At 68.0% G+C, this 10622-nt stretch carries 14 protein-coding genes and 3 pseudogenes; 9 read left to right on the forward strand and 8 right to left on the reverse strand.

Features of this window, described 5'->3' with window-relative positions:
• Nucleotides 1-56: 56 nt before the first annotated feature.
• A complete protein-coding gene (gene pyrF, locus ACFYX3_RS39835) occupies nucleotides 57-752 on the forward strand; it encodes an orotidine-5'-phosphate decarboxylase (RefSeq protein WP_389024735.1) in 696 nt (231 codons plus the stop codon).
• Nucleotides 753-798: 46 nt separating this feature from the next.
• Here pyrF and ACFYX3_RS39840 read toward each other — a convergent pair.
• From ACFYX3_RS39840 to ACFYX3_RS39865, 6 genes and pseudogenes are all read right to left on the reverse strand, one after another.
• Nucleotides 799-930: pseudogene (locus ACFYX3_RS39840) on the reverse strand (IS630 family transposase); the annotation flags it as partial.
• A 118-nt stretch (nucleotides 931-1048) separates the two neighbouring features.
• Nucleotides 1049-1420, reverse strand: coding sequence for a fic family toxin-antitoxin system, toxin component (locus ACFYX3_RS39845; RefSeq protein ID WP_389024737.1), 372 nt, complete (start codon nucleotides 1418-1420; stop codon nucleotides 1049-1051).
• A 13-nt stretch (nucleotides 1421-1433) separates the two neighbouring features.
• Nucleotides 1434-1661 (reverse strand): hypothetical protein, encoded by a 228-nt coding sequence (locus ACFYX3_RS39850; protein WP_389024739.1) that lies wholly within the window; start codon nucleotides 1659-1661, stop codon nucleotides 1434-1436.
• A gap of 300 nt (nucleotides 1662-1961) precedes the next feature.
• Nucleotides 1962-2855, reverse strand: a complete 894-nt coding sequence (locus ACFYX3_RS39855; protein ID WP_389024741.1) for a hypothetical protein — start codon at nucleotides 2853-2855, stop codon at nucleotides 1962-1964.
• 207 nt (nucleotides 2856-3062) lie between these two features.
• A complete protein-coding gene (locus tag ACFYX3_RS39860) occupies nucleotides 3063-3524 on the reverse strand; it encodes a hypothetical protein (protein ID WP_389024743.1) in 462 nt (153 codons plus the stop codon).
• Nucleotides 3525-3631: 107 nt separating this feature from the next.
• A complete protein-coding gene (locus tag ACFYX3_RS39865) occupies nucleotides 3632-3910 on the reverse strand; it encodes a hypothetical protein (RefSeq protein WP_389024745.1) in 279 nt (92 codons plus the stop codon).
• A gap of 663 nt (nucleotides 3911-4573) precedes the next feature.
• Here ACFYX3_RS39865 and ACFYX3_RS39870 point away from each other — a divergent pair.
• The 3 genes and pseudogenes from ACFYX3_RS39870 to ACFYX3_RS39880 all read left to right on the forward strand — a co-directional run.
• Nucleotides 4574-4705, forward strand: a complete 132-nt coding sequence (locus tag ACFYX3_RS39870) for a hypothetical protein (RefSeq protein WP_389024747.1) — start codon at nucleotides 4574-4576, stop codon at nucleotides 4703-4705.
• 191 nt (nucleotides 4706-4896) lie between these two features.
• On the forward strand, nucleotides 4897-5349 hold the full coding sequence (locus tag ACFYX3_RS39875) for a hypothetical protein (protein ID WP_389024749.1): 453 nt from the start codon (nucleotides 4897-4899) through the stop codon (nucleotides 5347-5349).
• 439 nt (nucleotides 5350-5788) lie between these two features.
• Nucleotides 5789-5986: pseudogene (locus tag ACFYX3_RS39880) on the forward strand (transposase family protein); the annotation flags it as partial.
• Between the two features lie 69 nt (nucleotides 5987-6055).
• On the opposite strand, the gene ACFYX3_RS39885 reads toward ACFYX3_RS39880, so the two are convergent.
• Together ACFYX3_RS39885 and ACFYX3_RS39890 are read right to left on the reverse strand one after the other, a co-directional pair.
• On the reverse strand, nucleotides 6056-6247 hold the full coding sequence (locus ACFYX3_RS39885) for a hypothetical protein (RefSeq protein WP_389024751.1): 192 nt from the start codon (nucleotides 6245-6247) through the stop codon (nucleotides 6056-6058).
• Between the two features lie 442 nt (nucleotides 6248-6689).
• Complete coding sequence (locus tag ACFYX3_RS39890; RefSeq protein WP_389024753.1) at nucleotides 6690-7193, reverse strand: hypothetical protein; 504 nt, start codon at nucleotides 7191-7193, stop codon at nucleotides 6690-6692.
• Between the two features lie 636 nt (nucleotides 7194-7829).
• On the opposite strand from ACFYX3_RS39890, the gene ACFYX3_RS39895 reads away from it, so the two are divergent.
• The 5 genes and pseudogenes from ACFYX3_RS39895 to ACFYX3_RS39915 form a co-directional block, all read left to right on the forward strand.
• The gene (locus tag ACFYX3_RS39895; RefSeq protein ID WP_389024755.1) at nucleotides 7830-8186 is read left to right on the forward strand and encodes a hypothetical protein; all 357 of its coding nucleotides are present in this window, start codon (nucleotides 7830-7832) and stop codon (nucleotides 8184-8186) included.
• Between the two features lie 368 nt (nucleotides 8187-8554).
• A complete protein-coding gene (locus tag ACFYX3_RS39900; RefSeq protein WP_389024757.1) occupies nucleotides 8555-9016 on the forward strand; it encodes a GNAT family N-acetyltransferase in 462 nt (153 codons plus the stop codon).
• Nucleotides 9017-9265: 249 nt separating this feature from the next.
• The gene (locus ACFYX3_RS39905) at nucleotides 9266-9562 is read left to right on the forward strand and encodes a hypothetical protein (RefSeq protein WP_389024759.1); all 297 of its coding nucleotides are present in this window, start codon (nucleotides 9266-9268) and stop codon (nucleotides 9560-9562) included.
• 507 nt (nucleotides 9563-10069) lie between these two features.
• Nucleotides 10070-10162 (forward strand): annotated as a pseudogene (locus ACFYX3_RS39910) (IS5/IS1182 family transposase); the annotation flags it as partial.
• A 246-nt stretch (nucleotides 10163-10408) separates the two neighbouring features.
• A partial coding sequence (locus ACFYX3_RS39915) for a transposase (protein ID WP_389024761.1) occupies nucleotides 10409-10622 on the forward strand: 214 nt, incomplete at its 3' end.

A 10622-nucleotide genomic window follows, 5' to 3' on the forward strand; every position in this document is an offset into this window, starting at 1 on the left:
TGAAGTTGGCCGACCCCGGTAACTGCTCGTGCTGCAGTGGGCAGCACAATGTCCCCGTGGATCCAAGAAGCCAGATCATCGTCGCCTTGGATTGCGACGACCGTGCAGCCGCCGATGCAGTCGTTGAGCAGCTGGGCGGCGAGTGCCGTTTCTATAAGGTCGGTCTGGAACTGCTCACCGCAGCGGGGCCGGAGTTCGTCAAGGACCTTGTTACACAAGGCAAGGAGGTCTTCCTGGACCTCAAGCTCTTCGAGATCCCGAACTCGGTTTCCGGGGCAGTGCGCGTCGCGGGGGCGTTGGGCGTGTCCATGCTCACCGTGCACGGCATGGGCGGAAGCAGCATCATGTCCGCCGCGATCGAAGCTGCCTGCCACTTCCCCGGGCTGCGCATCCTTGCTTTGACCGTGGTCACCAGCATGACCGACACGGATCTCAACGACATCGGTGTCAGCGACTCAGTGGACAAGCAGGTGCTCCGGTTGGCCCGCCTGGCGCAGGAGGCCGGCTGCCACGGCGTGATCGCCTCGCCTCAGGACGTTACGGCCTTGCGCAGCATCCTGGGTCCCGATGCCCTGATCGTCACTCCGGGAGTCTCGCTGCCTGGTGAATCTCCGGCCGATCACGCCCGTCCCGGCACACCACGTGCGGCGATCGCCGCTGGGGCCTCGCATGTCGTCGTCGGCCGGACGGTCACGCGCGCCGCGGACCCGGCGGCCGCATTCCGTCTCGTCCGGGCGAGCCTGGCTCCGTAGCAGACGCGCCACGACCAGGGGGCAGGCAGGCGTGGAGGGGGGTCGGGCCGCTCGAGCGGATTCCCTTCTCGCTGCGGATCCGAGCGTGCTCCTTGCGTTGGGCAGGGAGAATGTCGGGGTGGCGGGTGTTCTGGTTGCGTCGGCGCAGGTAGGCGTGCAGGGCCCAGCGCCGTATGGTGTCGCTCTGGTCCGCGCGGCCCGCCCGGACGGCGCCCCGATCTCCGGCCAGGCGCCGGGAGCGGCGCGCACCGTGTCCTCCAGCACCCTTGATTCCGACCGGGTCCCCGCCGCCTCTGTCAGCGAGACCATTCCTTCAGAGTCGCGGCGACCTGCCGTACATCGATCCGGCCTTCCGTCACCCGCTCGACGAGGTCGATGGCTTCCTCCGCCGTGACGCTGACCGGGTACCCGCAGGCGTGGAGGTAGGCCGCGGCGACGACGACGCCGTACAGCTCGTTGGAGTGCTCCAGGGCCGGAACGCGGACGAGCTGTTCCAGGAGCGCGGCCGCGCGGTGGTGCGGATGCTCGTAGACGGGGATGTCCATCACTCGGAACGAGTGGCGGGCGCGGGCTGCCTCCAGCGATCCCCAGTCGGAGATCTCTGGGTCGCCGGGGATCTCCTGCTGAGCGACGTCGAGCAGCCAGGAGAGGTCTATCTGCAGAAACACGCTACGGCCGGCGTCAGGCGGCGTCGGCGCTGGGGCCGGCAGGGCGGCCGAACCGCTCCGCGAAGGCCTTGCCGTGCTGGGCGACGAAGGAGCGGGCGCCTTCGACGAACCGTGTCCGGGTCAGATCAGCGTCCAGCACACGGCCCGCGTAGTCCTCGGCGGGCACGTGCCTCTCCGCCGCGACGCGCTCCAGTGCCTCGTACGCCTCGTCGCTGATCTCGATGCGGATTTCCCGTGCCATGGGTCCACGGTAGCGGCTGGTCGGTGCATGCGGCAGGGGAAGAACGTCACAGCCGCCGCCTGTGTACGGGAGGAGGGAACCGTCCCTCTGCCTGGTGGCTTCCTCCGAGTTCGAGGGAGGCGGCACGGGCGGCGGCTTCTGCGCCCCCCTGGTCGGATGGGGAGAGGTTCGCCGGTTGGAGGTCGGAGCCGCGGGATGGGCGGTGAACGTCCTTTGCGACTGCTGGAGGTGTGGTGCCATCGCGAAAGCCTGCAGCGCCGGCAAGCCGTGCTTCGGCGGACCGTTACGGGCCGGGGTGTTTCACGCCTGGGTGGGATCGGCCGGATCAGGATGCCCGGGCGGACGGCTCTCGGCGGAGCTGTAGTTGATCGTGCCGCTGTCCCCGAAGGTGAGGGCGGTACCGCGTACGTCACCGTGGAAGGTGTAGATGTCCCCGGGCTGAGGGGGCCTGACCAGTACGTCGCGCAGCGCCCGGGCCGTGGGGGCGAGGTGCGGGACGACCGCGGCGATGAAGCCCGCCCTCACGAACGCCGCGGCCAGTTCCCCGACGAATCCGAAGGCGGAGAACACCGGCGGGACGGTGAACAGCAGGAAGGACATCCATAAGAAGGCCGACATGTGCTCGCGGTCGTCCTTCATGCGGGCAGCCGACCGCTCGCGCAGGTCGACGTCCCCCAGCGGGTTGTGCGGGAAGACCTTCCAGCTGCCGGAGTCCCGGCCTGAGGCGAGCAGCCGGAAGGTCACGCGCTGCCCGCGCTCCAAGTGGCCGATGGCGAAGACTGCTTCCCGGGGACTCCGTTCGAGGTCCTGGCGTCGCTGCACGCCCCACTCGGCCTCGTAAGCGGAGGTCGCTGCGGCGTCGAGGACCTCGCTGCCCTCGGCGAACCGGAACCGCAATTGCTGCTGCTGGACAACGCGGTTCCCGGTGTTCTCCACGGTGAACTCGACGGAGCTGAGGTCCTCGACGTACCTGCCGTCGTAGGTGAGCCCGAGCCGGGGCCGCACCTGCTCGTCGGCGGAGACGATGGCCGTCCGCGTCTCGGCGTCGTAGGACAGCCGCTTGGTCGGCTCGCGGCGGGCCTTCACGTACTCGATCGTCATGGTGCCGAGCACGCCGACGAGCCCGCCCGCGAGGGCGATGATCAGGTTGCGTTGAAAATCGGTCAGCGCTGCCTCTGCGGCCCAGTTCACCATCGCCCCCGTCGATCGCCGAGGATTCACCTTAGCCGCGCAGGATGCGTGTGCGCAGGAGGAATCCGGTGCCCGGAGACAGTCCCGTCGCGCACCCGTGAGCCCGGTAGGTGGACGGCGGTCGTGTCGGGAACGCTTGCTCCACCGGTGGTGGTAGCGGTTGTAGACCCACGGTTCGCGATCGGCTCGTGCCGTGAGCGGCCTGAGCGACTACACCTGTTCCTGGTACACCCAGATCTCGGCCGGCTTGAGCCCGCGGATCACACTCCAGGCCGCCCGTTCGGTCAGCCCTCGGGCCCACTTTTCGAGATCGCCTCCGGCATCTTGGAAGAACCACGAGGTGAAGCTTCCCAGGGCCGCCAGGGCGGGCGTGAGTCCGTATCGGAGTTCGCAGTGGACCTGAACGTAGTGGTCGTGATCACCGTCGCTGTCGGAGACCTCGAACTGTCGGGTGAGGTTCAACGTGAACGTCGCAGGACCGTCGAACGTGTAGGTCCCGTACTGGAACAGAAGGCCATCGGCATCGGGTGTGTCCGGAACGTGGAACAGCTGTCGGCCGAAACGGAGGAAGGCGAGCCAGACATCTTCCGTGACTGGTTCGGCAAGCGCCCGGGAGCCCAGTTCGCCCTCAAGCAGTCCGACGGCCTCATCCGTCGTCGGTCTCCGTGTCACACCCGCCCCCTTCCTCCGACGCAGGCAGGTTCAGCGTACTCACCCCGGCGAACTTTCCCGGTCAGAGCACCATCCCCTCAGGCCCGGCTCTGAAGACCGGGAAGCGGTCACCGGAGGCCCAACGGGCTGAGGACAGCTCGTTCGTGAATGGCGTGGACGGTCGGGAGTTCGGCCAGGGACACGCACTCGTCGATGCCGTGCAGGTCCTCGTACGGGACGCCGAACCCGGCGGTGGCGGGGATGCGGTGGTCGGCGAGAAGGTTGTCGATGTTCGACGGGCCCGCCGTCTTCGCCCGTACGGCAAGGCCTGTCTCTCGGGCCGCTGGCAGGAGTGCGGCGGCCGACTGCTCGCTCTCCTCCACGCGGAACGCGGGCCAGGCCGCCACCTCGGCGACCTCGGCCGGGGTCGGACGGGCAGCTCGGCGGCCGCCTTACGTACGAGTGTCTCGGCGGCGGATTCGTCGAGGGTCGGGGTGGTACGGACGTCGACGTTGATGTCGATCCGGTCGGGGGGACGGAGAAGCCCTCGCCACCATGGATGGCCGTGACAGTCAGCCTCGTTCCCGGCGGGAGGCCGGAGGCGGCATCGGGGCCGGGGAGCTCTGCCGTGTCGAGCAGGTGCACCAGGCGGGCTCCGTGGGTGACCGTCCCGGTGACGGAGCAGCTGGAGCCGGAGTGCCCGGAGGGCGCGTGCACGGCGAGGCCTCCTGCGAACTCGTGGGTGCGGGGCGCGAGGTCGGCGGCAATGTGGCAGAACATGGCGGCCGCCGGCTTCGAGTCCGCCGCGCCCCAGCCCAGAAGCCACCGTCCCGCTCCTGCCCGGAGGTGGGGTGGAACGACCAGCTGTACAAAATGTGTTCAGACCGATGCTTCGAGCAGGTTCGGCGCGCCGGTGAGGCCTGCAGCCAGAACTCCAGACCGGCGGGACCCAGACGGGACAAGACCCACAGCGTGGTGGGCGTCAGACCCGCCGGCTGCTGTGCAGTCCGCGAGCCGTGTGGACCGTCCGACACCCAGACCGGTTCCAGAGCCGTCTGGAGGGCGGCCCGATGGAGGCTGGCCCCGTATGCCTGCCGGATCATCGCCTCGGTTCGGCGCCGGGCCAGGACGGGCTCGACTATCGCTCCGACCGCGCGGTCGGCCGCGACCGCGTCCTGCACGCCCCGGCCGAGGCCGACTGACCTCGGGCTCAGGAAGTCGACCGCCCTGGGGTTCAGGAGGTCGAGAAAGCGGTTTCAGCCAAGACCAAGAACAAGACAATGGTTGACGAAGAGCTGGTGCACTTGTCATGAACTTGTAGTCTCCGGGGAGCGCGACCGCATCATCAGCACGGCCCATGACAACTGTTCACTCCCTCACCGGAGGTGTCGTTTTGGCCCCTGCACTGACTACAGTCCCGGCGCGTCTCTCCCGCATCATCGGAACCCTCGCCCTGGGCATCGGCCTGGGCACGGCCTTCGTCACGCCCGCCTCGGCGGCCCCCGCGCCGACGTCCGAGGGGGTGACCGTGACCAGCGCGCAGAGCGTGGCCGCGGACTACCCCTGCTACGGGGTGTCCACCTCGGGGGCGACGAGCTGTTTCCAGCCCTACGGCGAACACCTCTACACCTGCGACAGCGCGGCCGACGGCCACCACCCGGGCACCTGGTACCGGATCAACGGCGGCTCGTGGCACAACGTGCAGTACAACCTCGGCAACGGCTACTGCGCCGACCTCAACCTCTCCATCGGAGAGAGCGGCTACATCGACATCCAGGCCTGCAACTACGAGGGAAGCACGGAGCTGAACTGCAGCGGCATCCGTCGAGTCAGCGCCAACGGCTGACGAAGCGCCTCAGCGGCTCCGCCCACTCGGCGGGGCCGCTGCGTCGTTGGCGACCACCGGCGAGGGACGGGATCAGCCGTCATCCGTCTGCAGCCGGGCAGCGCCCTGCCACTCCAGCACAGTGATCACGGCGGCCGCGCCGTAGCGCCTCAGGTCGTCGAGGCCCATATGTCTCTCGAAACGGTTCATCCGGTTCAGGACGGTGTTGCGGTGGCACTGCGCCCCGGTCCGTTTCCCCCGGGCTTCCCGTCTCCAGATACGTGCTGACGGTTTACAGGACCTTCCTGCGCTCCGATTCCATGCAGTTCTCCAGACACGGGAAGACGATCTGCCCCAGATCGCGCCCCACCCCGGGATGAGCATCGTGACCCACTCGACCAGCTCATGCGGGAGATCGAGTGCGGCAGGATCGGGAACCAACAGGGCCCTGCGCCGCCCCGTCCGGGTCCCATTCCGAGGTCGTCGTCTCAAGCGATGGCAGCGCCGGCACAACAGCACGCACGCCAAGATCCGCTGCCTCGGCGAGCAGGCCATGGCCACCCTGAAGGGCTGGCGCCTCCTGCGAAAGATCCGCTGCAGCACCAACCGCATCACCACGATCGTCCAGGCCGCCCTCGTCCTTCATCACACGTCAGCGCGAGGTTGGAAAAAGCTCAGTGTGCAGGGTCTTCGCACCTTTCAACAAAATACGTATCTTGATCGCTAATCAAAGTACCCTCAGCACCTGGGAGTTCTCCATGGCCAGATCGCTCGGCAGCCAGATGAAGGCCGCGAAGAAGCGCTCCTCGGGTGTTCTCACCGTCATCGCCGCCGTCTTGTCGCTCGCCGCCTGCGAACCGGCCACACCCACCAGCACTCCCAGCACCAGCGCCACGGCCAGCGTGAGTACCAGCCCCATGGTGACATCGAGCCCGAGCCTCAGCGACACCCCCAGCGCAGACCCCACCACGACATCGCCAACCCCTCCGGCACCCTCCGCCGAGCCCACCACCAAGGCCCCCGTCCCGGCCACCACCAGGCCCGCCCCCGCTCCGCCCGCTCCTACCCGCACCCGCACGCAGGCCCCCACACCCGAGCCCACCCAGGGGGCCACCGACTGCTATCCCCTGTCCAACGCCGGTAACTGCTACAAGGCCGGCCAGATATGTCGGAAGGCCGATGTCGGTACGTCCGGACGAGACGCCAACGGTCGCGCGATCTACTGCCGCCACGACAGCAGCGTGGGCCAGCGTTGGGGCTACTGACCCCGAAGCCGAACACGCCCTGGTGACCCGCGGCGAAGCCCCCGCCCCGGCAGCACAGTCCGGACAAGGCGGGGACTTCGTCATGTCCACCAGGTGTCAGTGGAAGAGCAGTGAGGCGCCGGCGGCGGCGGTGGTGACCGATCCCGGGCAGAGGAAGCTGCCGGAGGTCTTCGTCGCGGTGAAGGCCTGGTTCACGTACTTACGGGTGGTGCCGTCGCGGTTCAACAGGACGTTGGTCGCCTTGTAGCGGCAGGAGATGCCCATCTGCGTTCCCGTGATGTCGATGACGTCGGCCTTCGCGAGGCCGGCCGCGTCGTCGAAGGTGACGTTGGGGTTGTTGTTGAGGGCGGCGGTGATGCCTCCGGTACAGCTCAGGTTGCCGCCCGGCTTGTTGATGCTGGTGCGGTCGATGGACAGCGCGGTGGGCGGGTTGGCGCCGGTCCGGGCGTTGGTCCAGGTACACGTGTTGCCCGCGACCACGATCACGCCGTCGACCTGTTGCGTTGCGGTGGCTCCGGAAGCGGTCGCCGCCGTGGCCGCTCCGGCGGTGGCTGCGATGATCAGGGCGGTGACGCACGAGAGTGCCGAGAACTGCCTCATGTCGCTCCTTCTGGCCGCGTCCTTGTGGGGTGTGAGCGTCATGGAAGGTCCCACAGGGACCTTGAATTGTCAGGTACCCGTCAATTCTTTGGCCGGATAGCGCTCCCCCGGCGCCCCGGACAGAGGATCTCGTCGCGTCCCCCCGATATACACGGTGCCCCTTCGCCGCCCGAAGGGTGACGGACAGTGCACAGTGATCGGAGCGGCGCTCATCCCTCCAGGGTCGCCCAAGAGCGTCGACGCAGCCAGTGAAGCCCGGCGACCGAGACCTTACGCGCCCGCCTCAGCCCTCTTCTTCTGACGGCACCCGAAAGAGCGAGGTCGTGCGCGAGTCCCCCGGCTACCCGCTCTTCCTCCACCGTGCCGTCCCGGAAGTGCAGGAGCAGGGTGATCGCCTGGCGTGCCTCCTCGGCAGTGAGCAGTGGCAGACAGGGGCCTTCGGCGTAGGTATCCATGGCCAGACCAACGCCCCCCCCGGTCACGGAAGGTAACCGGATGTGAATACGGAAGAGCAGTACGTGACGCCCACCCGCACGGCGTACCTCGCTGAGGGGCCCTCCGAGGTGTACGTGCAGTGGGTCGGTGACGAAAGCGAGATCAAGGTCATCATCTGACCGGAGGGGCAGGGGCACTGCCATGATCACCGTCGTTCTCGCCGTCGCCGCCAACGTCGCCTACGTCGTCGGCGCCATCGCCGCCGGGCACGAAGACGTGCCCGTCGACCCGCGCGACCAGCTGGCCAGACTCCGAAGGGAGCTGTCGGCCCGCGTCGAGTTGGCCGAGGGCAGCTACCAGAGCTCGATCGCCGCTGCCGACGCCTTGCTCGCCGACTTCGCGGAGGCCCGCCGTCTGCGCACCCAGCTGGGCGAGGAACCGCTGCCCGCGGACGAGCGGATCACGTGGATGGAGAAGCTCGTGAAGGCGCGTGATGCTGCGCAGACCAGCAGCGTGTCGGCCTTGGGTCAAGTGGAGAGCCTGATCCTGCAGCTCTAGTGACCTGAGTCGGAGATTCATCGTCAGTCGGGCATGGGGCGTCCGGGTCCGAAGGTTCCGCCGTTATCGGTCACTGATGCCCCGCGGGCGGTGCTGGAGGGCTGGTTACGGCGCCGGACGACGGCCCAGGCTCTGGCTCAACGGCTTGGTCCGCGATGGGCGTGGACATAGCTTCACCTCAAGGGCAGCTGATCTGAGGCGTTGCGACGGCCGTTGACCAGCTCGGGGTGTTGTGATGTGCGGTGCTCGGCCGGGATATTCGCTGGTCGCCGCTTGCTGGTGGTGGCCATACTGCCGCAATGGATCCGGTGACTCTTGAGACCGATCGTCTGGTGCTTCGGGCCTTCACACCTGCCGACGTGGATGCGGTGTACGCAGCATGTCAGGACGAGGACATCCAGTTCTATACCCCCGTGCCGGTGCCGTACCGGCGTGCGGACGCGGAGAAGCTCGTCGGCGATGAGCTGCCCGCTCAGTGGGCCGAGGACAGGGACTACACCCTCGGCGCGTTCCGCAAGGACACTGGCGCCCTGGTCGGCTCGTACTGCCTGACCCTCATCAGCCGCGGCGTCTGGGAGCTCGGTTACTGGGCGGTCAAGGAGCAGCGCGGACGCGGGTACTCGGTGGAGGCCGCTCGAGCCCTGTGCGACTGGGGCTGGGCCACGCTCGACGTGCACCGCATCGAGTGGTGGGCCATGGCCGGGAACACCGGCTCGCGTGCCGTCGCCGAGAAACTCGGCTTCACCGTCGAAGGGACACTGCGCCGTCGTGGCATCGCCAACGACGGCAAGCCGCACGATTGGTGGGTGGGCGGACTGCTGAGGCCCTGATGCTCGGGCGGGTGCTTCGCCGGCTGCTTTTGCTCTTCCTCAGGGAAGTTCCTGGCTCAGACAGTTCCCGCAGAAGGCCTACACCCATTGATCATCGACGGGAAGCCGTGACATGACGGTGGCCTTGGTCAGCTGGGCGGCGTGTTCTCGCTCCTCGACAGCGCCGACGCTAGGGCCCGGCCGCCCTCAGATTGGGCCTTACGCCCCCTCCGCCTCCTCGCTGTCAGTGGCTCCTGGAAAGCTGGAGGGATGAACGGTGACGAGCAGCTGCTGAACGGCCGTGTCTACGGTGTGGACCATGAAGCCACCAACCCTGGCCCGCTCCCGCACCGGACCTACGCCGAACTGGTCGGCGGGCCGCTGGACGGCCTGTTGCTGGACATCCACGGGTGGCGGACCGAGGAAGTCGACGACGGCGTCGCCCTGACCACCGAGCTCGCCCGGTGGCCCGGTGGCCGTGCCCTGTACGACCCGCTCCCCGACGAACCCCGCACACCCGGCCCCGGGGTGAGCTGCCGCTTCTACTACTCCGGCGACACACCCTGACCGCCAGCCCGTCGCCCCCGCTTCCCGCAGCTGATGTGGCCCTGGTGCCAGAGAAGCGTTGCGGGCTGAGGCTTGCCCCAGTCGGGGCGCGCTGAGGTAGTACCCGCCCCGTCGGACACTTCTGGGCGGGCCGTCACAGAGGAAGGGCCCGTGGTGATCTCATCGGGTCATAAGAGAGCCACTGATCGGGTGATCTGATGGGTCCGGGCGGAGTGTCCAAGGGGGGCTGGTGCGGGGGTGTCGGTAGCTTGTCCATGCGGGCCAAAGCCTCGCCCCTGTCATGGCGGCGGCCTGGACCTGTGGGTCCAGCCCTCCGTGTTGTTCGTGGTGGGGAGTGTTTTTGCGCTGCTGGGCGCCGGGGCTGATCAGAGGGGTGGCCGTTGCCGATCCTGCGGTCGCGGTCCCCTGCGTCGTGGTGTTCGCAGGCGGTGCCTGGATGGTGTTCCGCAGTTTGCAGCCGGATTCGGCATCGGGATCTCGACTGTCTACCGCTACATACGTGAAGCCGTCGAGGCCCTGGCCGAAGCCGGACTCAAATGTTGGGCGGACAAGGCGTATCAAGGCGTCGGCGGACCCGTCCGCGGACCGTTTCGGGGCCGGCGCCTCAGGCGGTCCTACGTTGTTGGTGGGTTGGACGGGCCGTCGTAAGGTCCAGAGGCCCAGAGACGCCGGGTATGGCTTTCAGGCGGTTGCACAGGATGGTTCGCCCCACCTGGCCGCCCGGCGTCTCACGACGACTCGGCCGCTGATTAGGAGCTGCGGGCCCCTGTGGGTGCATCGCTGAGTAGGACCACGCTGGCGAGGTCGTCCGGACGAACAGCGCATGTCGAACGACCGGAGGAACAGGTGGCCCTGATCTGGGCGGGGACGGACATCGGCAAGACCCACCACCACTGCGTGGTGCTCGATGCCGACGGCAAACGGCTGCTGTCGCGGCGGGTACTCAATGACGAGCCGGAACTCCCGGCCCTTCTCGCCGACGTGACGGCCATCGACGAGGATGCGGTCTGGGCGGTCGACGTCGCAGACGGCATGGCAGCGTTGTGGATCAACCTCCTGC

Source organism: Streptomyces sp. NPDC002463, assembly GCF_042889835.1.
Classification (GTDB): Bacteria; Actinomycetota; Actinomycetes; order Streptomycetales; family Streptomycetaceae; genus Streptomyces; species Streptomyces nymphaeiformis.

Bases quoted from the DNA above. Each gene is read 5' to 3' on its own strand.
- ACFYX3_RS39850 (WP_389024739.1), bottom strand. From the start codon at position 1,661: ATGGCACGGGAAATCCGCATCGAGATCAGCGACGAGGCGTACGAGGCA.
- ACFYX3_RS39855 (WP_389024741.1), bottom strand. From the start codon at position 2,855: ATGGTGAACTGGGCCGCAGAGGCAGCGCTGACCGATTTTCAACGCAAC.
- ACFYX3_RS39870 (WP_389024747.1), top strand. From the start codon at position 4,574: ATGGAGGCTGGCCCCGTATGCCTGCCGGATCATCGCCTCGGTTCGGCG.
- ACFYX3_RS39885 (WP_389024751.1), bottom strand. From the start codon at position 6,247: ATGGGGCTGGTACTCACGCTGGCCGTGGCGCTGGTGCTGGGAGTGCTG.
- ACFYX3_RS39890 (WP_389024753.1), bottom strand. From the start codon at position 7,193: ATGAGGCAGTTCTCGGCACTCTCGTGCGTCACCGCCCTGATCATCGCA.
- ACFYX3_RS39895 (WP_389024755.1), top strand. From the start codon at position 7,830: ATGATCACCGTCGTTCTCGCCGTCGCCGCCAACGTCGCCTACGTCGTC.
- ACFYX3_RS39905 (WP_389024759.1), top strand. From the start codon at position 9,266: ATGAACGGTGACGAGCAGCTGCTGAACGGCCGTGTCTACGGTGTGGAC.